Origin of the sequence: Tsukamurella pseudospumae (genome assembly GCF_001575195.1) — a bacterium.
GTDB classification, from domain to species: domain Bacteria; phylum Actinomycetota; class Actinomycetes; order Mycobacteriales; family Mycobacteriaceae; genus Tsukamurella; species Tsukamurella pseudospumae.
In genome coordinates, this window is record NZ_LSRF01000007.1 from 1 (window position 1) to 19865 (window position 19865).

Annotated in this window: 20 protein-coding genes and 3 tRNA genes; 9 read left to right on the forward strand and 14 right to left on the reverse strand. The window is 68.3% G+C overall.

All coding sequences use genetic code 11. The features are described from left to right. The coding region (locus AXK60_RS05615) for a transposase (RefSeq protein WP_139057774.1) at window positions 1-420 on the forward strand (420 nt) is incomplete at its 5' end. 300 nt (window positions 421-720) lie between these two features. Continuing rightward, on the forward strand, window positions 721-1134 hold the full coding sequence (locus AXK60_RS25615; protein WP_082777842.1) for a helix-turn-helix domain-containing protein: 414 nt from the start codon (window positions 721-723) through the stop codon (window positions 1132-1134). A gap of 24 nt (window positions 1135-1158) precedes the next feature. On the opposite strand, the gene AXK60_RS05625 is transcribed toward AXK60_RS25615, so the two are convergent. The 8 genes from AXK60_RS05625 to AXK60_RS05655 form a co-directional block, all read right to left on the reverse strand. Further along, window positions 1159-1231 (reverse strand) — tRNA-Ala (locus tag AXK60_RS05625). Between the two features lie 119 nt (window positions 1232-1350). Beyond that, window positions 1351-1408 (reverse strand) — tRNA-Ala (locus AXK60_RS26795). 19 nt (window positions 1409-1427) lie between these two features. Further along, window positions 1428-1504 (reverse strand) — tRNA-Ile (locus tag AXK60_RS05630). Window positions 1505-1557: 53 nt separating this feature from the next. Continuing rightward, window positions 1558-2268 carry a DUF3566 domain-containing protein gene (locus AXK60_RS05635; RefSeq protein ID WP_068570127.1) on the reverse strand — a complete coding sequence of 237 codons (711 nt, stop codon included), beginning with the start codon at window positions 2266-2268 and terminating at the stop codon, window positions 1558-1560. Between the two features lie 25 nt (window positions 2269-2293). Next, complete coding sequence (gene gyrA, locus AXK60_RS05640; RefSeq protein WP_068570128.1) at window positions 2294-4795, reverse strand: DNA gyrase subunit A; 2502 nt, start codon at window positions 4793-4795, stop codon at window positions 2294-2296. Window positions 4796-4859: 64 nt separating this feature from the next. Next, entirely contained in the window at window positions 4860-6923 is a 2064-nt protein-coding gene (gyrB, locus tag AXK60_RS05645; protein WP_068570227.1) for a DNA topoisomerase (ATP-hydrolyzing) subunit B, read from the reverse strand. A gap of 266 nt (window positions 6924-7189) precedes the next feature. Continuing rightward, the gene (locus AXK60_RS05650; RefSeq protein ID WP_068570129.1) at window positions 7190-7732 is read right to left on the reverse strand and encodes a DUF721 family protein; all 543 of its coding nucleotides are present in this window, start codon (window positions 7730-7732) and stop codon (window positions 7190-7192) included. A gap of 37 nt (window positions 7733-7769) precedes the next feature. Further along, the gene (locus tag AXK60_RS05655; RefSeq protein WP_139057775.1) at window positions 7770-8603 is read right to left on the reverse strand and encodes a TetR/AcrR family transcriptional regulator; all 834 of its coding nucleotides are present in this window, start codon (window positions 8601-8603) and stop codon (window positions 7770-7772) included. Window positions 8604-8659: 56 nt separating this feature from the next. Here AXK60_RS05655 and AXK60_RS05660 point away from each other — a divergent pair, with 56 nt between their 5' ends. After that, entirely contained in the window at window positions 8660-9130 is a 471-nt protein-coding gene (locus AXK60_RS05660; protein WP_068570131.1) for a hypothetical protein, read from the forward strand. A gap of 11 nt (window positions 9131-9141) precedes the next feature. On the opposite strand, the gene AXK60_RS05665 is transcribed toward AXK60_RS05660, so the two are convergent. Genes AXK60_RS05665 through dnaN form a run of 5 tightly spaced genes read right to left on the reverse strand, consistent with a single transcriptional unit; the run spans window position 9142 to window position 13374 of the window. Beyond that, window positions 9142-9627 (reverse strand): variant leucine-rich repeat-containing protein, encoded by a 486-nt coding sequence (locus tag AXK60_RS05665; protein WP_068570132.1) that lies wholly within the window; start codon window positions 9625-9627, stop codon window positions 9142-9144. Further along, complete coding sequence (locus AXK60_RS05670; RefSeq protein ID WP_068570133.1) at window positions 9627-10004, reverse strand: hypothetical protein; 378 nt, start codon at window positions 10002-10004, stop codon at window positions 9627-9629. The genes AXK60_RS05665 and AXK60_RS05670 overlap by 1 nt, the downstream gene beginning before the upstream one ends. A 47-nt stretch (window positions 10005-10051) precedes the next feature. Beyond that, the gene (gene recF, locus AXK60_RS05675; RefSeq protein ID WP_068570134.1) at window positions 10052-11272 is read right to left on the reverse strand and encodes a DNA replication/repair protein RecF; all 1221 of its coding nucleotides are present in this window, start codon (window positions 11270-11272) and stop codon (window positions 10052-10054) included. A gap of 16 nt (window positions 11273-11288) precedes the next feature. Continuing rightward, on the reverse strand, window positions 11289-12173 hold the full coding sequence (gene gnd, locus AXK60_RS05680) for a phosphogluconate dehydrogenase (NAD(+)-dependent, decarboxylating) (RefSeq protein WP_068570135.1): 885 nt from the start codon (window positions 12171-12173) through the stop codon (window positions 11289-11291). A 37-nt stretch (window positions 12174-12210) separates the two neighbouring features. After that, window positions 12211-13374, reverse strand: a complete 1164-nt coding sequence (gene dnaN / locus AXK60_RS05685) for a DNA polymerase III subunit beta (protein WP_068570136.1) — start codon at window positions 13372-13374, stop codon at window positions 12211-12213. Window positions 13375-13830: 456 nt separating this feature from the next. Between dnaN and AXK60_RS26800 the strand changes: the two genes are divergently transcribed. Further along, a complete protein-coding gene (locus AXK60_RS26800; RefSeq protein WP_068745834.1) occupies window positions 13831-14712 on the forward strand; it encodes a hypothetical protein in 882 nt (293 codons plus the stop codon). Window positions 14713-14783: 71 nt separating this feature from the next. Here the strand turns inward: AXK60_RS26800 and dnaA are convergent, their stop codons facing one another. Then, window positions 14784-16277 (reverse strand): chromosomal replication initiator protein DnaA, encoded by a 1494-nt coding sequence (gene dnaA / locus AXK60_RS05695; RefSeq protein ID WP_068570138.1) that lies wholly within the window; start codon window positions 16275-16277, stop codon window positions 14784-14786. Between the two features lie 635 nt (window positions 16278-16912). Between dnaA and rpmH the strand changes: the two genes are divergently transcribed. The 5 genes from rpmH to AXK60_RS05715 all read left to right on the forward strand — a co-directional run bounded on the left by rpmH (window position 16913) and on the right by AXK60_RS05715 (window position 19714). Continuing rightward, window positions 16913-17056, forward strand: a complete 144-nt coding sequence (rpmH, locus tag AXK60_RS25630; protein WP_068526256.1) for a 50S ribosomal protein L34 — start codon at window positions 16913-16915, stop codon at window positions 17054-17056. Window positions 17057-17163: 107 nt separating this feature from the next. Further along, the gene (rnpA, locus tag AXK60_RS05700; RefSeq protein ID WP_082777846.1) at window positions 17164-17544 is read left to right on the forward strand and encodes a ribonuclease P protein component; all 381 of its coding nucleotides are present in this window, start codon (window positions 17164-17166) and stop codon (window positions 17542-17544) included. After that, complete coding sequence (gene yidD, locus AXK60_RS25635; protein ID WP_231855543.1) at window positions 17541-17801, forward strand: membrane protein insertion efficiency factor YidD; 261 nt, start codon at window positions 17541-17543, stop codon at window positions 17799-17801. The genes rnpA and yidD overlap by 4 nt, the downstream gene beginning before the upstream one ends. A 90-nt stretch (window positions 17802-17891) precedes the next feature. Beyond that, the gene (gene yidC / locus AXK60_RS05710) at window positions 17892-19097 is read left to right on the forward strand and encodes a membrane protein insertase YidC (RefSeq protein ID WP_269451170.1); all 1206 of its coding nucleotides are present in this window, start codon (window positions 17892-17894) and stop codon (window positions 19095-19097) included. A gap of 44 nt (window positions 19098-19141) precedes the next feature. Beyond that, window positions 19142-19714 carry a Jag family protein gene (locus tag AXK60_RS05715; RefSeq protein WP_068570141.1) on the forward strand — a complete coding sequence of 191 codons (573 nt, stop codon included), beginning with the start codon at window positions 19142-19144 and terminating at the stop codon, window positions 19712-19714. Window positions 19715-19865 lie beyond the last annotated feature (151 nt).

The following is a 19865-nucleotide window of genomic DNA, read 5'->3' on the forward strand; positions in this document are numbered from 1 at the left end:
CGTTTGTCGGACAAGTCCTTCGCGCGGATGTGGAACGATCTGATCGACCACGACACCACCGGCCAGATCCTCACCGCCTACATCGCGAAGGAACAGCTGCGACACCTGCTCGCCGCTGCCCGCGACAACGCCGACACGCACGAGGTCCGGGCCCGGCTCTACGCGTTCTACACCTGGTGCGCCGACGCCGACCTGCCCGAGCTCACCCGCCTCGCAACGACGATCGAGGCGTGGTGGCCGGCCATCTTGGCGTTCATCGACACCGGCATCACCAACGCCCGGACCGAAGGGCTCAACCGCCTGGTCAAGCAGGTCAAACGCGTCGCCTGCGGCTTCCGGAACACCGAAAACTCACGCCGCCGGATACGATTCCACTGCACCCGCACCCAGCGGGCCAGCATCCAGCAATTCCACTGCTAAGCAAGTTGCCCGCTCAACTTCGAAGAGCCTCGAAACAGAGGCACACTACAAGTACGAGAGCCGACCCACCCTGGCTCTACCAACCGGGCCGGAATGAAACCCAGGGCACTTCAGGCACTGCCCGAATGAAGGGAGGAGAAGGGATCCTGCTCCAGGTCGTTCATTCAGCCCTGGGTTCTAGTAGTGACCCTATGGTGGAGGCTAGGGTTTCTGGGTTCACGACATCTGTCACAGGTGATACGTCGCTGATGAGTCGGGACATACGTCGCACCCCTGCCGCGGAGGCGAGAGTGACCGTGCATGTCCCGTGCACGCGTCGCAGTGATGAAGGTCGTCTCCCACCAGCTCTCGGTCACCGACACTGCCCGCCAGTACGGCTACTCACGCCGCCAGCTCCACCGCCTGCTCGCCCGCTACCGCACCGACGGCCTCAATGCCGTCGAACCGCGCTCCCGGCGACCGAGCTACACCAGAAGCGGTACACGAGAAGATCATCGACCTATGAGCTTCCGCCACGCCGGCAGGATGCGTCACCTCGGCATCGGAATCGAACATGCCGGCAAACGCGGCATCGCCGTAGCCGACGACCACACCATCACCGTCATCCACCTCGACACCGGCGAAGTCATCGCATCAAACAACATCCAGCCCGACAAGACCTACTGGCGCAACACGCAGAAAGCCCCCGGCCGATGGCCGGGGGCTTCCTCGTGACCCATGTCGCGACTCATCATACTGTGGAGGCTAGGGGATTCGAACCCCTGACCCTCGCCTTGCAAAGGCGATGCTCTACCAACTGAGCTAAGCCCCCGTATTCGGTTGTGCACCCAACAATTGGCGCCGTCCTACCGCCAAGCTACGACCTTGTGGTGGACATGTCCACCACAAGGTCCCTGCTGGTCAAACCCCTCACCGGACCTGTCAGCTAGAGATAAGATTCGAACTCCTGACATCCGCCTTGCAAAGGCGGCGCTCTACCAACTGAGCTAAGGCCCCGGGACGGGGTGTGGTGGGCCTAGGAGGACTTGAACCTCCGACCTCTTCGTTATCAGCGAAGCGCTCTAACCGCCTGAGCTATAGGCCCGTGAACCGAGGTGGAACATTACCAGCGCACCTCGGGTTCTACAAAACAGCTGGTCAGTCCCTATCTGCGAGGGTCACCTCGATGCCGCCCACGAGGTCGGCGCAGAGGTTGTAGATGAACGCGCCCACGGTGGCGAGCGCGGTCAGCAGGATCACGTTCGCGAGGCCGACGAGGCCCGCGTAGGTGAACACGTCACCGGCGGTCAGGAGGCTCGCACCGGCCTGCTCGTTGGTCAGCGTCTGGAAGCTGTCGTTGATCTTGCTCCACACGCCCATGCCGCTGAGCACGATGTACAGCGCGCCGACCGCGATCATCCACACGAAGAACATCACCACCGAGATCACGCCGGTGACCTTGAACGTGGTCCACGGGTCGATGCTGCGCAGCTGCATCCCGGCCCGCACGGGACCGTTCGCGGCCTGCGTCTTCACGCCCGCGGCGCGGGCGGGAGTGCCGCCCACGGTGTGCAGGTTCGACGGTGCCGCCTCCTCCGGAGCCGCGGGAGCGGCCTCGCCGGCCGGGGTCGCGGCCGGAGCGGTGGCCGCGGGTGCGGCCTTCGCTAGGGGCGCCGTCGGTGCGACCTGATGGATCTTGTCGAGATCCGGCAGATCCTTGGGCAGCTCGTCACGTTCGACACCCTCGGTGGGCGCGTCGATGACGCGCCCGACATCGGTGTCGCGTCGCGGGATCCGGACGGGCTGGCGACCCGCCTCCGGCCCGGTCTCCGGCGGTCGGCCGCCGGGACCGGTTCCAGGGGTACTCACATGGGCTCCTTCGAAGTCGCGGCGACTACGCGTCGCCGTCCGCCTGCTCGGGCTCGTCGCTCTCGTCGGCATTGCGGGCGATGGCCAAAAGACTAGTGCCTTCGGCCAGGTTCATCAGCCGGACACCCTTCGTCTGGCGGCCCGCCTTCCGGACCTGCCGCGCGGCGGTGCGGATCACACCGCCGCCCGTCGTGATGGCGTACAGCTCGGTCTCGTCGTCGACGATGAGCGCACCCACCAGGTCGCCGCGCTTCGGGTCGAACTGGATCGTCAGCACGCCCTTACCGCCACGCCCCTGGACAGGGTAGTCGTCCATGGCCGTGCGCTTGGCGTAACCGCCCGAGGTCGCGACCAGGAGGTAGGTGTCCTCCTGAACCACGTTGAGCGCCAGGAGCTGATCGTCGCCGTTGAACCGCATCCCCTGCACACCGGAGGTTGCCCGGCCCATGGGCCGCAACGCCTCGTCGGTGGCGTGGAACCGGATGGACTGCGCGTTCTTGCTCACCAGGAGCAGGTCCTCGTCGGCCGAGGCCAGAACGGCCCCGACGAGCTCGTCCTCGTCACGCAGGTTGATGGCGACGATGCCGCCGCTGCGGTTCGAATCGAAGTCCTCGAGCTTGGACTTCTTGACCAGGCCGTTCTTGGTGGCGAGCACCAGGTACGGCGCATCCTGGTAGCCCTTGATCTGGATAACCTGGGCGATCCGCTCTTCCGGCTGGAAGGCCAGCAGGTTCGCGACGTGCTGGCCGCGCGCGGTGCGGCTCTGCTCGGGCAGCTCGTAGGCCTTCGCGCGGTACACGCGACCCTTGGTGGTGAAGAACAGGATCCAATCGTGGGTGGAACACACGAAGAAGTGCGCCACGATGTCGTCCTGCTTGAGGTCGGCGCCCTTGACGCCCTTACCGCCGCGCTTCTGGCTGCGGTAGAGGTCGGTCTTGGTGCGCTTGGCGTAGCCGGTCTCCGTGATGGTGACGACGACGTCCTCGCGGGCGATGAGGTCCTCGTCGGTGACGTCACCGTCGGCCGCGATGATCTTGGTGCGCCGGTCGTCGCCGAACTTCTCGACGATCTCGGCGAGCTCGTCGCGGACGATGGCGCGCTGCCGCTCCGGCTTCTCGAGGATGTCCTTGAGGTCCGCGATCTCGAGCTCGATCTCGGCCAACTGGTCGATGATCTTCTGCCGCTCGAGGGCCGCGAGACGGCGCAGCTGCATGTCGAGGATGGCGTTGGCCTGCAGCTCGTCGACGTCGAGGAGCTGGATCAGGCCGGCGCGCGCGATCTCGGTGGTCTCGGACCGCCGGATGAGGGCGATGACCTCGTCGAGCGCGTCGAGCGCCTTGACGAGGCCGCGCAGGATGTGGGCCCGCTCCTCCGCCTTGCGCAGCCGGAACCGGGTGCGCCGCACGATGACGTCCAACTGGTGCGTCACGTAGTAGCGGATCATCTGGTCCAGGCGCAGGGTGCGCGGCACCCCGTCGACGATGGACAGCATGTTCGCACCGAAGCTGGTCTGCAGCTGGCTGTGCTTGTAGAGGTTGTTGAGCACCACCTTGGCGACGGCATCGCGCTTGAGCCGCACCACGATCCGCATGCCCACACGGTCGGAGGACTGGTCCTCGATCTTGCTGATCCCGGCGATCTTGCCGTCGCGCACCTGCTCGGCGATCGACAGCACGAGGTTGTCGGGGTTCACCTGGTAGGGCAGCTCGGTGATGATGAGTTCCGTTGCGCCCTTGGAGTCCTCCTCCACGGCCACCACGCCGCGCATGCGGATGGAGCCGCGGCCGGTGGAGTAGGCGTCCTTGATGCCCTGGCTCCCGACGATGAGGCCGTGCGTCGGGAAGTCGGGGCCCTTGATCCGCTCCATGCACGCCTCGAGCGTCGCCTCGGAGTCGGCGTCGTAGTTCTCGAGGCACCAGAAGATCGCCTCGGCGAGCTCGCGCAGGTTGTGCGGCGGGATGTTGGTCGCCATGCCCACGGCGATGCCGCCGGAGCCGTTCATCAGCAGGTTCGGCACCCGCGCCGGGAGCACCGTCGGCTCCTGCGTCTTACCGTCGTAGTTCGGCGTGAAATCGACGGTCTCCTCGTCGATGTCGCGCAGCATCTCCATCGCCAGCGGGGTGAGCCTGGCCTCGGTGTATCGCATCGCCGCGGCAGGGTCGTTGCCCGGCGAGCCGAAGTTGCCCTGCCCGTCGATGAGCGGGTAGCGCAGCGACCAGGGCTGGGCGAGGCGCACGAGCGCGTCGTAGATCGCGGTGTCGCCGTGCGGATGGTAGTTGCCCATGGTCTCGGCGACCGGCTTCGCCGACTTGACGTAGCCGCGGTCCGGCCGATAGCCGGCGTCGTACGACGCGTACAGGATTCGGCGTTGCACCGGCTTCATGCCGTCGCGGACCTCGGGCAGCGCGCGGCCCACGATCACGCTCATCGCGTAGTCGATGTAACTGCGCTGCATCTCCTGCTGGATGTCGACCGGTTCGATCCGGTCGTGCCCGCCGGTCTCGGTGGGCGGGGTGGTGTCAGTCATGGAAATCCTTCAACTTCAGGCGGTTCGACGGTGCGCGGTAGTCGCCCGGAGGGCGATCGTCCGGCTACACGTCGAGGAACCGCACGTCCTTGGCGTTGCGCGCGATGAACGAGCGGCGGGCCACCACGTCCTCACCCATGAGGATCGAGAACAGTTCGTCGGCGGCGGCGGCATCGTCGAGCGTGATCTGCTTGAGCACGCGCACCTCCGGGTCCATCGTGGTCTCCCACAGCTCCTTGGCGTTCATCTCGCCGAGGCCCTTGTAGCGCTGGATGCCGTCGTCCTTGTTGATCTTCTTACCGGCCTTGAGGCCCTCGGCCAGCAGCGCATCTCGCTCGAGGTCGCTGTACGCGAACTCCGGCTCGGCGCCCTTCTGCCACTTGAGCTTGTAGAGCGGAGGCTGTGCGAGGAAGACATGACCGTGCTCGACGAGCGGTCGCATGAAGCGGAACAGCAGCGTGAGCAGGAGCGTCGCGATGTGCTGGCCGTCGACGTCGGCGTCGGCCATGAGAACGATCTTGTTGTACCGCAGTTTGGCGATGTCGAACTCGTCGTGGATACCGGTGCCGAAGGCGGTGATGATCGACTGGACCTCGGTGTTCTTGAGCACCTTGTCGATCCGCGCCTTCTCGACGTTGATGATCTTGCCGCGGATGGGCAGGATCGCCTGGTACATCGAGTCGCGGCCGCTCTTCGCGGAGCCGCCGGCGGAGTCGCCCTCCACGATGTAGACCTCGCACTTGGCCGGATCGTTGCTGCGGCAGTCCGCGAGCTTGCCCGGGAGGCCGCCGATGTCGGTGGCGCTCTTGCGACGCACCAGCTCTCGTGCCTTGCGGGCCGCGAGGCGGGCCTGTGCGGAGGCGGCCGCCTTCTGCACGATGGTCTTCGCGTCGGCCGGGTTCGAGTCGAACCAGAACTGCAGCTGCTCGCGACACACCTTCTGGACGAAGCCCTTGACCTCGGAGTTGCCGAGCTTGGTCTTGGTCTGGCCCTCGAACTGCGGCTCGGCCACCTTCACGGAGATGACGGCCGCGAGGCCCTCACGGATGTCGTCGCCCGAGAGCTCGCCGTCCTTCTCCTTGACCAGCTTCTTGTCCTTGGCGTAGGCCTTGACGACACCGGTCAGCGCGGTGCGGAAGCCCTCCTCGTGGGTGCCGCCCTCGTGCGTGTTGATGGTGTTGGCGAAGGTGTGCACGGACTCGGAGTAGCCGGAGTTCCACTGCATCGCGATCTCGATCTCGTGGCCCTTCTCCTTGCCCTCGAAGGAGATGATCGAGCCGTGGATCGGCGACTTCGACGTACGCGCGTTGATGTGCTTGACGTAGTCGACCAGGCCGTCGGGGTAGTGGAAGATGCGCTCGCGCTTCTTCGGCGCGACCTCGGCCAGCGCGGCCGCGACGTCGTCCTCATGCGCGGACGGCGCGGCCTCAGTGGTGTCCTCATCGGGGACCTCCACGGCGACCGGGCGCTCGTCGGTGAGCGTGATGGTCAGGCCCTTGTTGAGGAAGGCCATCTCCTGTAGGCGGCGCGAGACCGTCTCGAAGTCGTAGTGGGTGGTCTCGGTGAACACCTTCGGGTCGGCCCAGAATCGCACCGTGGTGCCGGTGCGGGTGGTGGGCTCGCCCTTGATCAGGTCCTCGGCGACGGAATCGCGCTTCTTCTCGTCCCAGTGGAAGTTGTTCTGCCAGTGGTAGCCGTCCACATCGATCTCGACCTCCACGCGGCTCGAGAGCGCGTTGACCACCGAGATGCCGACACCGTGCAGACCGCCGGAGACGGCGTAGGCGTCCGAGTCGAACTTGCCGCCGGCGTGCAGTGAGGTGAGCACCAGCTGCACGGTCGGCATGCCCTTGGCGTGCATCGCGACGGGGATGCCACGGCCGTCGTCGATGACCTCGACGCCGCCGTCGGCGAGCAGCTTCACGTCGACCCGGGTCGCGTGACCCGCCATCGCCTCGTCGACCGAGTTGTCGACGACCTCCCAGATCATGTGGTGCAGGCCGCGGGGTCCCGTGGTGCCGATGTACATGCCGGGGCGCTTGCGCACCGCCTCGAGGCCCTCGAGCTGCTTGATGGAATCTGCGCCGTACGAGCCCGCGGGCTTTCCAGCGTTGTTGTCAGCCGCCACGATGTGTTGGCGCTCCTTCGTCGGAACCACCGGGGCGAACGGCCCTGAACTTCCTCGGCCGCGGGCACCGCGATGGTGATCGGACAGCGACCCGAGGAGACGGGGCGCTCTTGCCCTTCCAGTCTACTCCTCTTCACGACGATGAACGCGCGTGGCGCGCCCTAATCGCCTCCCAGACGAATCCGACCTCGTTTCGGCGCGATCACCCCGGATTGCAATCGGATGCGTTCACGGCGACGCTGGGCCGTGAACCCGCAACCGCCCGCCTACCCGTACGTGTCGCGTGGACCACGCCCGGGGACGTGCAGCGGTCCCTTGCGCCAACTCGGCGCACTGGGGCCCGTGATGTTCAGCGAGGTCACCACACCCTGACCGACGGCGGCGTTGATCTTGGCCAGCAGCTGGGACTGCATGAGCCGCAGCTGTGTCGCCCATGCGGTCGACTCCGCCCGGACGTAGAGAACCTTGTCCCGGAGGTTCACGGGCTGTGCGTGCGCGGCCACGTCGGCACCCACGACGGCGTCCCAGCAACCGAGAACCGTTCCCTCGCTAACCTTCTTGTCCCAACCCCGCGCCTTGGCGATACCCCCGATGAGGGCACCGAAGGCCTGCGGGTCACGGTTGTCCGGCGACGGCCCGCTCCACCGCTTGGATCCACGGCGCAGCCGGCGCACCCCGCCGGTCATCGGCTCGGAACGGCCCTGGCCGACGGACTTGCCGGCCGCCTTCGCGGCTGCGCGCGCCTCTTCCAGCGCGCGCCGTGCGATGTCGGAGCCGTGCAGCTCCGCGTCACCGTTCGACCCGGTCATGCCGCCTCCCCGCACTCGCGAACTCGTGCCCCTCAGGCTACTCGCCGCCACTGACGGGTTCGGCGACGAAGAGGTCCGGAGCATCGAGTTCGTCCAGCAGTCCCCGGCAGCGTGCCTCGTCCCACTCACCCGGGTCCGACGGTGCCGCGGCCCCGTCGACGAGCAGTGCGTATCCGGTGCCCGGGCTACCCGTCCCCGCCCCGGCATGTCCGCCGACCACGTAGCCGCGCATCAGCGCGAGCCCGATCGCCGCGAGTTCCCCGTAGCCGACGGTGCTCGTGAACCCGAAGAGGCCGAACAGTCGCTGATAGTTCTCCGCGAGGCGCGCGCGGACCGTCCGTTCCGCGCGGTCGACGGCCGCCACCACGCGGTCCCGCTGCGGCCCCGCCGGCAACGAGGGCACCGCCATGGCGAGGGTCAGGTAGAGCCGCCACCGTCGGTCCTCGTCCCGATCGGCGAGGAGATCGTCGTCCGCGGATGCGCTCACCGCCCGCAGGAGTGCGGCCCGGCGCCCCGCCTCCATACGCAAAGTCGACGGATCGTCCCCGACGGCGCGCCGCACCACCCCGGTGGCCCGGGCGCCGCGGGTGGAGGCGGTCGGTAGCGCGTGCTCGGCGAGTGCGGCGAGGACGTCCGCGAGGAAGTCCTCACGCTGCGGCCAGCACCGATAGGCCGCAGTGCGGGAGACGTCCGCGTCGCGCACCACATCCTCGAGGCGGACGTGCTCGAGGCCGTTCCCTCCACGCTCGACGAAGACGCGATCGACGGCGGCGTCGAGGACCCGGCGACGGGTCTCCTCGAGAGCGAGGCGCGGCCTCCGGCTCGGGGTTGTCCCGGATTTTGGTACTCGGGGTTCCAAGTTCGCGCTCACCGACATATGGTACTCGGTGTACCAAGTTGGTACGCCAAGTACCAAAGGAGAGGGACATGATCCAGAACACGGACATTCGGGCCCCGTACGCACCGTCGGCCCGGACGAACGGCACCGTCGTCGCGTACGGGCTGGGCGCACTCGTGACCGCCGGCGCGCTCGTGTACGCGGTCGTCGATCAGCTCGCGGTCGGGGGCCTCGACGGCCACCTGCACCGCCTCTACGATCCGGTGGGGAAGTACGGCGAGGCCGCGCCGCTCTACGGCTACCTGTACGCGGTCGGCGTGATCGGCCTGCTCTGCTGGTGGGCGAACCTTCGGCGAGCCGTGCGCGGCGCGCGCGGAACCCGCCGCCTCGGCGTGATCACCCTCGTCGTCGCGCTGCTGCCCGTCGCGGCTCCCCTCGTCCTGCAGGAGTACGGGCAGCCGGTGATCCCCGTGCAGCTCATCGCCGGGTATCTCGTCGCCTGGCTCCTCGGGCTCGTCGGCGTCGTTCTCGCCGGCCGCGCAACGACGCCGGGGGCGTGATCGGAGAACGGTCAGTGGCGCTGCCGGAGCGCGGCGTCCACCGCCGGATCACGCAATCCGGACAGGAACTGCAGCGTGTGCGGGGGTGTCGACGGGTTCGCCGCGACGGCGACGCGCAGGGCGGGCAGGTTGTGCGCGATCTCGTCCAGATGCTGCTGCGGTGTAGCAGGATTCGCGGCCGCGACCTCCGCGGGCGGCAGGGCGCCGGCGGCGTTGGGCGGAAACGGCGCCGGGCCCGGGCCCATCGCGGGCCGAGGCCCGGTGCCCGCCGACACCCTCGCCATGACGTCGTTGAACAGGCCCGACACGTAGGCACCGCCGACGAGCACCACCACCGCACACAGCAGGATCAGCAGCCCCGGCAGCACGGTGTACGCGCTGTTGAACGCGATGACGGCCAGCACCAGCAGCACCGCCGCCACCGCCGGCCCGGCGACCTTGTTCACGAACACTCGTCCCGCACCGACCGCGAGACCTCCGAGCAACCGCTCCACCATCAGTACGCCCCTGAGCATTCCGCCGCGATCGGCGCCGCGTTCCGGTAGTAGGCCGACACCGAGAACGTACCGGTCATCTTGTCCAGTGCCTTCCCCGCGTCCTGCACCTCGCTCTTCGGGTAGTGCGAGGCGGCGGAGGCGAGCCCGTCGAGATCGACGACGTACGTGCTGTCGTCGCTCACCTTCGCAGAGGCCTTCGAGTAGGCCGAGCACAGATCGGACGTCGAGGTCTCCGCCCAGAAGGTCAACGAACCGATGAACACGACCAGCGCCACGAGCGCCGCCCCGCCCACGATCGGCGCCACGACCTCACGGTTCGGGCCCGACGGTGCCGGGCCCGGCCCCGGCGGAACGCCCGGTCCAGGATTCATCGCCATCGCGGCACTCCCCTTCGAAAGATCCTCGCTACGAAGGAGAACGGTAGTCAGGGCGGGCCGTCGCCGTCCATCGTCCGATCGGATGACACGGTCTGCGGGGCGGCCCCCGCCAGACGGGAGACGCGGGAGTCCGCCGGCCCCTCGACCGACACCTCGAAGGTCCGGGCCCGCAGTTCCGCGGGGAGGTCCTCGGGGACGGCCGCGGTGACGATCACCTGCTCGGTGTCCGCGGCGACCGCGGCGAGCGCGGTCCGGCGTTTGGCGTCGAGTTCGGCGAAGACGTCGTCGAGCAGCAGCACCGGTTCACTGCCGCCGGCGCGCAACAACTCCAGGGATGCGAGCCGTAGAGCCAGTGCGTACGACCAGGATTCGCCGTGCGAGGCGAAGCCCTTCGCCGGCTCGTTCCCCAACCGGAGGTCGAGGTCGTCCCGGTGCGGGCCGACCAGGCCCACGCCCCGGTCGATCTCCCGCTGGCGCGCGGCGGCCAGGCCCTCGAGCACGACCCGCTCCAGCTCGGCGACGGACGCGGAGGCGGGGTCACCGTCGAACTCCTCGAACAGCGAGCTCGTGTACGCGACGGTCGCGGCGCGGGAGTGCGGCGCGAGTGCCGCGTACGCGACGGTGAGGTGCGGCGCCAGGGAGGCCACCACCTCGAGCCGCGCGGCCAGGACCTCCGCGCCGAACCGCGCGAGCTGCGCGTCCCAGACGTCGAGCGTGGAGAGCATGGACTCCGCGTCCGCTCCCCCGCGCCGTGCGGCGGCGTAGGCGGTCTTCAGCAAGGCGTTGCGCTGCTTGAGAACCCGTTCGTAGTCCGCCTTCTCCGCGGCGATCCGGGGCGTTCGCAGGATCGCGAGATCGTCGAGGAAGCGGCGCCGGCCCCCCGGCTCCCCGCGCACGAGCGCCAGGTCCTCGGGGGCGAACAGCACCGACTGCAGGATGCCCAGAAGGTCGCGGGGCCGGCGGCACGGCGCAGTGTTGATGCGCGCCTTGTTCGCCCGGCCGGCCACGATGTCGATCTCCGCAGTGAGCTCCCGGCCCGCGTTGTGCACCGTCGCCGACACGGACGCACTCTCCGCGCCGACCCGGATCAGGGGCTGGTCGGTGGCGACGCGGTGCGAGCCGAGCGTCGCGAGGTAGTTCAACGCCTCGACGAGGTTGGTCTTCCCGAATCCGTTGCGGCCCACGAACACGCTGACGCCCGGTTCCAGGTCGACGGAGACGTCGTCCCAGGACCGGAAGTCGTGCAGATGCAGCCGGCGGACGTACAACGAGCGATCGGCCCCGCTAGTCCGCGCGGCGCACGGCGTGCCCGCCGAACTGGTTGCGCAGCGCGGAGACCGCCTTCATCGTGTCCGAATCGTCCTCGCGGGACTGGAACCGGGCGAACAGCGCGGCCGCGATCACCGGCGCCGGCACCGAGTGCCGGATGGCCTCCTCGACCGTCCACCGCCCCTCGCCGGAATCCTCGGTGTAGCCGGTGATCTCGTTCAGGCCGGGATCCTCCTCGAGCGCCTTCACGAGCAGATCGAGCAGCCAGGACCGCACGACGGTGCCCTTGCTCCACGCGCGCAGCGTGCCGGCCACGTTCTCGATCAGCGGCTCCGCCTGGAGCAGGTCGTAGCCCTCGCCGTAGGCCTGCATCAGGCCGTACTCGATGCCATTGTGGATCATCTTGGCGTAGTGCCCGGCGCCGACGGGGCCGCTGTGCGCGAAGCCGTCCTCGCGCTCGCCCGCGGGGCGCAGGGCGTCGAAGATCGGCATCGCCCGCTCGACATCGGCGTCCGAGCCGCCGACCATCAGGCCGTAGCCGTTCTCCAGGCCCCACACGCCGCCGGAGACGCCGCAGTCGAGGTAGCCGATCCCCTTGGTCTCGAGCAGTTCCGCGTTGACCTGGTCGTCGGTGTACCGCGAGTTACCGCCGTCGATCACCACGTCACCCGGCTCGAGGATGTCGGCGAGTTTGCGCACCGTGTCGCGCGTCGGCTCGCCGGCCGGGACCATGACCCACACGGTGCGGGGCGCCGTGAGGGCCCCGGCCAGGGCTTCGAGCGAGGGCACGTCGGTGACCTCCGGCCGCGGGTCGTACCCGACGACCTCGTGGCCGGCGTTGCGGATCCGCTGGCGCATGTTCGCGCCCATCTTGCCCAGACCGATCAGACCCAACTGCATGCTCACGGCACCTCTCCTCGCTGACGGACGATGTGACTCAGCCGGGCAGACGCACCGGCATCAGCAGGTACGTGTACGCGCTCTGCGGCGCCGGGAAGGCGCCCGAGTCGTCCGGCTCGTAGCCATTGTCCACCGCGGGCCGCAGCACCGCAGGCCGACTGGGAGTCGTGAACCCGAAGGTCACCGATTCGGTGTGGATGGCCGCCAGGCCGTCCTGGAGGTACCCGGGGTTGAACGCGATCGTCAGTGCCTCGCCCTGGAAGTCGGCGGGCAACTCCTCCTCGGCCCGGCCGGCGTCGTCGCCGCCGGCGGAGAGGCGCAGCGCACCGTCGGAGAACTCCATCCGCACCTGTGCGCCCCGGTCCGCGACCAGGGCGACGCGCTTGATGGCCTCGAGCAGCGGCGCGATCTCCATCGTCGCGAGCGCGGTGTGCGAGGCAGGCAGCAGCTGCCGGAACTTCGGGAAGTCGGCATCCAGCAGGCGGGTGGTGGTCCGACGGTCCGCGCCGACCACGCCGAGCAGGCCGTCGGCGCCCACGGCCGAGCCCGCGCCGAGTGCGATGCCGACCTCGGGGTCGACGGCGAAGGTCTTAGCGGCCTCCGACAGGGTCTTCGCGGGGACCAGGACCGCGGCCTTGACGTCGCTCGACGCCGGCCGCCAGTCGAACTCGCGCACGGCGAGACGGAACCGGTCCGTGGCGGCGAGAACGACCTTCTCGCCCTCGATCTCGACGCGGATGCCGGTGAGCATCGGCAGCGTGTCGTCCTTGCCGGCGGCGATGGCGACCTGCGCGATGGCCTCGGCGAAGGTTCCGCGCTCGATGCCACCGGTCTGCTGCGGCAGCTCGGGAAGCTGCGGGTAGTCCTCGACGGGCATCGTGGGCAGCGAGAACTTCGCGCTGCCGCAGGTGATCGCGACGCGAGTGGTGTCGAGTTGCACGTCGACCGGCTTGTTGGGCAGCGCCTTGGTGATGTCCGCGAGCAGGCGGCCGGAGACCAGGGCCTGGCCCTCATCCGCGACCTCGGCGGCGACGCGGACCTGCGCCGAGACCTCGTAGTCGAATCCCGAGACCGTCAGACCGTCGTCACCTGCGGTGAGCAGCACGCCGCCGAGCACCGGCACCGGAGGGCGCGAGGGCAGGCTGCGCGCCACCCACGCGACGGATTCGGCGAACTCCTCGTGCGGGACGCGAAACTTCATGCCGACGGGGCCTTTCGGTGGGGGGCGTTCGGGTACGGCGTGGCGGGCACGACCGTGAGGTCTTCGATGCTATAGGAGCGGGCCTGATCCGGTGGCGTTCAGGTGTCCGCCGGCCCGAACTACACGTCCGAGCGCGTGAAGCGTGCCGGACGTTCACACAGCCTCTTTTCAAAAGAAGTATCTAGAGAAGAAATATGTCATCGTCATAGGCCCTGTGGAGGATGTGGAAACTCCGTGTCGCCCCAGTTCTCCGTGCGTGTCGGGGTGTTGACGACGCGCCGCAGGGATTGTGGAACTACATCCGTGTGATTGTTGACGGAGCCTGCCTGTGGAAACCTGTGGATGAACTCTCCCCAGGTCACTCCTGGGATTTCGTCGATTCATCCACAGGCTGTGGGAAATACTCATCGGTAACTCACAGCCCGTCCCGGGCCGCCGTGCGCGTACGGTGTGACCATGGGATATCCGGATCCACAGCACCCGGGACAGCACCCCGGCGACCAGAACTACCCCGCGACGCCCTCGGCGCCCCGTCCGACCCGCGAGTACGAGCGGAGCGACTACGGAACCGACGCGACCGGCGAGCCCCAGGGGCCGCCGCCGCTCCCTCAGGGCCCCGCGGAGCAGCCCGGTCCCGGACCGGTGGGGCCGCAGGGCCCCGGATACGGTGCCGGCTACGGGGCGGGGCAGGAACCGCCGACGCAGGCCTACGACGGTGGCTACCAGCTCGGCTACGCGCCCGGGGGCCCCGGTGCGCAGTACGGGGGCGGTGTTCCCCCGGCGGGGCCTCCCGCGGGCCCCGGCGGCCCCGGTGGCGGCTCGGGGGGCGGTGACGGTTCCGGAGGCGGCAACAAGAAGCTGCTGTGGATCGCCGTCGCGGCTGTGGTCCTCGTGCTCGTGCTCGCGGTCATCGTCGTGCTCGTCGCGACGGGTGGCACCAAGAGCACCTCGACATCGTCGACCGGCACGACGCAGACCACGACCGCACCCACCACGACGCGCAGCGGGATCGCGCTCCCGACGGGCCTCCCGTCGGGCATCTCGATTCCGCCGATCTACGGCGGCTCGACGACCGGCGCCAACGCGAAGAAGTGGGTGGTGGAGGTCACGGGCAGCGGCTCCGCCCAGGTGATCGCCGTGGGCATCCCGGACACGAACACCCTGGGCTCGCAGACGCTTCCGTGGACGAAGTCGTTCACGGCCGACACCTTCCTGGTGACGGTCACGGTGTTCAGCCCGAAGCCCGACATGGCGTGCAAGATCACCCGCGACGGTGCGGTGGTCGCGGAGGAGAAGGCCTCGTCCGGGCCGCTCATCTGCACCGCGACCGGCTCGTAGGAGTACTACGAGAGAACCGCCCGGGCGCAGGGAGTGCATCCCCTACGCCCGGGCGGTCCTGTGCGAGAACGTTATTGGCTGCGCCGCTTGATCCGGGTGGTGAGCTCCTGCACCTGGTCGTACACGCGGCGCCGCTCGGGCATCTCCTTGCGGATCTTCCGCTCCGCGTACATGACCGTGGTGTGGTCGCGGTCGAAGATCTGCCCGATCTTCGGCAGCGACAGTTCGGTCAGTTCGCGGCACAGGTACATCGCGATCTGGCGCGCGTGGGTCACGGCGCGGGCGCGCTCGGTGCCCTTGAGGTCGGCCACGGAGATCTCGAAGTACTCCGCGACCACCGAAAGGATGGTGCTGGAGGAGATCTCGAGCGTCGTCGTGTCCGGCACCAGGTCGCGCAGCACCATCTCGGCCAGCTCGTAGGTCACATCGGTCTGCGTGAGCGAGGCGAAGGCCGTCACACGGATCAGCGCGCCCTCGAGCTCGCGGATGTTGCGATCGATGCGAGTAGCGATGAGCTCCAACACGTCCGGCGGAACGTGGATCCGTTCCATCTGCGCCTTCTTGAGCAGGATGGCCATGCGGATCTCGAGCTCGGGCGGCTGCACATCGGTGATCAGGCCCCACTCGAATCGCGTGCGTAGCCGATCTTCCAGTGTTGCAAGCTGTTTCGGCGGCCGGTCGGAGGAGACCACGATCTGCTTGTTCGCGTTGTGCAGTGTGTTGAACGTGTGGAAGAACTCCTCCTGGATACCCAGTTTCCCCTCGAGGAACTGGATGTCGTCCACGAGGAGGATGTCCACGTCGCGGTACCGTTGCTTGAACTGGACCTGACGGTCGTCCTTGAGCGAATTGATGAAGTCGTTCGTGAACTCCTCCGTGGACACGTACTTCACGCGCATCCCCGGGAACAGTCGCCGTGCGTAGTGGCCGGCGGCGTGCAGCAGGTGGGTCTTGCCGAGGCCGGACTCACCCCAGATGAAGAGCGGGTTGTAGGCGCGCGCCGGCGCCTCCGCCACGGCGAACGCGGCGGCGTGCGCGAAGCGGTTGGACGCGCCGATCACGAAGGTCTCGAAGGTGTACTTCTGATTGAGGCTGGAGCCCGACGAGCCGGACGGACCCGTGCCGTTGCCGCTCGGGGCCGGCCCCGTCGTGGGCGGCGGCAACTGGACGGACGGCGACGGAGCGCCCGGCATGCCGGACGAGATCTCGGTGACCGGCACGGCCAGATCCGCGGTACTCGGGCCCGACGGTGCCTCCGCCGGAGAGCCCACCGCGGGCGCCACGACCGGAGGTGTGGCGTCGGGCGAGATGCGCACGCCGAGCTCGACGTCCTGCCCGAGCCGGGTGGTGAGCGCGGCGACGAGCGGCTCGCGCAGGCTGCGCTCGATCGCGTCCTTCATGAGCTGCGAGGGCACCGCCACGAGCGCGAAGCCCTCGGTCAGGGTCAGCGGCTGGACGAGCTTGAGCCAGGCCTTCTCCTGCTTCGTGAGGGTGCGATCGGTGTTGTCTCCGCAGAGCTCGTCGACCACGGCGGTCCACGTCTCGATCAGCGGATCAACGGTCATCTGGTCCTCCGCACCGGTTCGAAAGCTTTCGTGCTCCGGCTTCCGACCGGCGTTCTCGTTACACGTCCAATATCGAGCTGTGCATATCGGAACCCCGCCCGACCTGCGCAAGAAACTGTACTCCACAGGTTCATCCACAGGTGTGGACGAGTGTGAGTACAGGTGTTGCCGGCAGCCTACTTCGGCCGAGAAGAGATCGAGGTGCCTGCGGATCGCGACAACCCGGGAAGCTCTGCTTAGGGCGCGGCCCCGAGCCCGCTACACGCCCGGTGCCGTACGCCCCGGAGCTGCCGTGCTCGGTCGCCACGGGGTGCCGTGGCCGTGCTCAGCAATCGCATTCGGCGAAGTTAACAGAGTGGAGCGCGGTCCTCAACACCGAGCACATTCCCGCAGGACGATGTGGGATGTCGGAGTCCCCCGGCGTGTCGGTCGAGACCGTCTGTGAGCTGCGTCACGGAGGTGAACGTGTTCCGGTTTGACCTTGTCAGTGGGGATAAGTAGGCTTGACCGGTCTGTGCGCACAACCGATCCGTCGGAAGGGTTCGACCTCAGGTCGAGCTTCATGTGCCGCCGAAGAGTTTCCGTCCACTACAGGCGGCGCGCGTGCGTCGCCTACTTATGCAAGGAGTGTCACCGTGGCCAAGGGCAAGCGGACGTTCCAGCCGAACAACCGTCGCCGCGCGCGGGTGCACGGCTTCCGTCTTCGTATGCGTACCCGTGCCGGGCGCGCCATCGTCTCTGCGCGTCGGACCAAGGGCCGCGCGAAGCTGACGGCCTGATTCCGACTTTCGCGTAGCGCCACCGTGTCCGGTCACCGGGTGCGGTGGCGTTCGTGCAGAGGCGAGAAGAGAAGGCAGACCGACACGTGTTACCCGCCCGTCACCGGATGAGCTCGTCGCGCGATTTCGCCGCGGCGGTCAAGGGTGGCAGGCGCGTCGGCCGCCGATCGATCGTGGTGCACGTGGCGAATGCGACGAACGCGAGCCCGGTCCCCGCTTCCGAGGGGGGACCGGGCCTCGTCGCGTCCGCAGGAGACGTCGTGACGCCGGCCCCGCGTGTGGGTCTCGTCGTGTCGAAGGCAGTGGGAGACGCGGTGACCAGGCACGCCGTGGCCCGGAAGTTGCGCGCCGCTGCGGCTTCCGTCACGGGCGAGCTGAACGACGGCGCCCTCGTCGTGATCCGGGCGCTGCGTGCGTCGGTGGACGATGATGCGAATGAGCTGGCGGCACAACTGCGGTCGGGCCTGACGAAGCTGGGTGCGCTGTGAGCGGCGCACGCCCGGCCGGCGTCGGCACGCGACTGCGGGCCGCGCCCCGTCGAGCCCTGATCTCTCTGGTTCAGCTGTACCGGACCTGGATCTCCCCCGTCCGCCCCCCGACCTGCCGTTTCGTACCCACCTGCAGCGAGTATGCGGTGGAGGCGCTTTCGGCGCACGGCGCGGTCAAGGGCGTGTACCTCAGTACCATTCGGCTGCTCAAATGCGGGCCGTGGCACCGCGGCGGATGGGACCCCGTCCCGGAGTAGCCACTCCCCCACCGGCGCCCGGCGCCGTCCGCGCGGATCACCGCGCCCGAGAACCTCTTCCGCAAAGAACAGCTAGGAGCTCAGAGAACCGTGGCTTTCAATCCAGTCTCGCTGGACTACGTGTACTACCCGGTATCGGGCATCATGTGGGTCTGGCACAAGGTGTTCTCCTTCGTGCCCGGCCTCGGCCCGGACAGCGGCGTCACGTGGGCCCTGTCGGTGGTCTTCCTCGTGCTCACGCTGCGCGCCATCCTGTACAAGCCCTTCGTCCGGCAGATCAAGACGACCAGGCAGATGCAGGAGTTCCAACCGCAGATGCAGGCGCTGCGGAAGAAGTACGGCAAGGACCGGCAGAAGCTGGCCCTGGAGATGCAGAAGCTGCAGAAGGAGCACGGCTTCAACCCGCTGCTCGGCTGCCTGCCGGCCCTGCTCCAGGTACCGGTCTTCATCGGCCTGTTCCACGTTCTGCGCTCGTTCAACCGGATGCACGAGGGCGGGAGCCCCACGTCCTTCCTCGGCGGCCCGCAGATGTCGGCCGAGGAGACCCGGAACACCGCCAACTACTTCTTCTCAGCACACGACGTCTCGAGCTTCCTCGACGCCCGCCTGTTCGGCGTGCCGCTGTCGTCGTACGTGCAGCAGAACCCGAAGGAGTGGGTGGCGTTCATGAACCCGCCCGTGCCGTACCACGAGGGCATGGACTTCGGCTTCACCAAGTGGAACATCCTGATCTTCGCGCTGCCGCTCATGATCATCGCTGCGCTGGCCACCCACTTCAACGCACGCGCCTCGATCTCGCGCCAGCCCGTGGCGTCGCTGGAGAACCCGCAGACGGCGATCATGAACCGCCTCATGCTGTGGATCTTCCCGCTCGGCGTGCTCGTCGGTGGCTTCTTCCTGCCCGTCGCGATCCTCATGTACTGGGTCACGCAGAACATCTGGACCTACTTCCAGCAGCACATCGTGTTCGGCCGCCTGGACAAGGAGGACGAGGAGAAGAAGCGTCTCGCCCAGGAGAAGCGCGCCGAGAACGCCCCGAAGCCCGGCGCGAAGCCCAAGCGTGGTGGCGCCGTCGCCCTCACCAAGTCCGCCGCGGACGCCGACGCCGATGACGCCGGCGACGATGCGGACGAGAGTGCGGCACCGTCGAAGCCCTCCCCCGGTGCGAAGCCCGCAGCGGGCGCGAAGCCTGCGGCCGGCGCCAAGCCCGCCGCGCAGCATCCTTCCGCGAACGCGCGGCAGCAGCAGCGCAACCAGCAGCAGCGCAGCAACAACCGCAAGAAGCGCAAGCGCTGATCGCGCCCCACGAACCCCTAACGAACGATTCCCAAGGAGTACCCATGGCTGTCGACGTGACCGTCGAGGAGGAGCAGACCGCGACCGAGGCGCCTGCCGAGGCCGAGGCCGAAAGCCCCGCCGAGGCGGCGGCCGAGAGCGCTGCGGAGGAGGACGACGAGCTGGTCGAAGAGGGCGAGATCGCCGCGGACTACCTCGAGTCGCTGCTCGACATTCTCGATTTCGACGGCGACATCGACCTCGATGTCGAGGGCGGCCGCGCGATCGTGGCGATCGACGGCGGTGAGGATCTCGCGAAGCTGGTGGGCCAGCGCGGCGAGGTGCTGGACGCGCTGCAGGAGCTGACGCGCCTCGCGGTACAGCAGTCCACCGGTGACCGCAGCCGCCTCATGCTCGACGTGGCGGGCTGGCGCGCCGGTCGCCGGACCCGGCTCTCGAGCCTGGGTGCCGAGGTCGCGAAGCGCGTCGTCGAGTCGGGCGAGAAGGAGTCGCTGAAGCCGATGACGCCGTTCGAGCGCAAGATCGTCCACGACGCCGTCGCCAAGGTCGACGGTGTGCGATCCGAGAGCGAGGGCGCGGAGCCCAACCGCCGCGTCGTGGTGCTTCCGACCGCATAGACTGCGAAGTAGGTGAACGATGGGTCCCGGGCCGTGCGCCTGGGGCCCATCGTTGTTTGTGAGAGTGGCCGGTCCGGGCATGAGGTCCGCGGCTTCCGATGAGTGATGTGTGACAGGAGTGGTTTCACGTGGAACGGAGCGACGAGGTGAC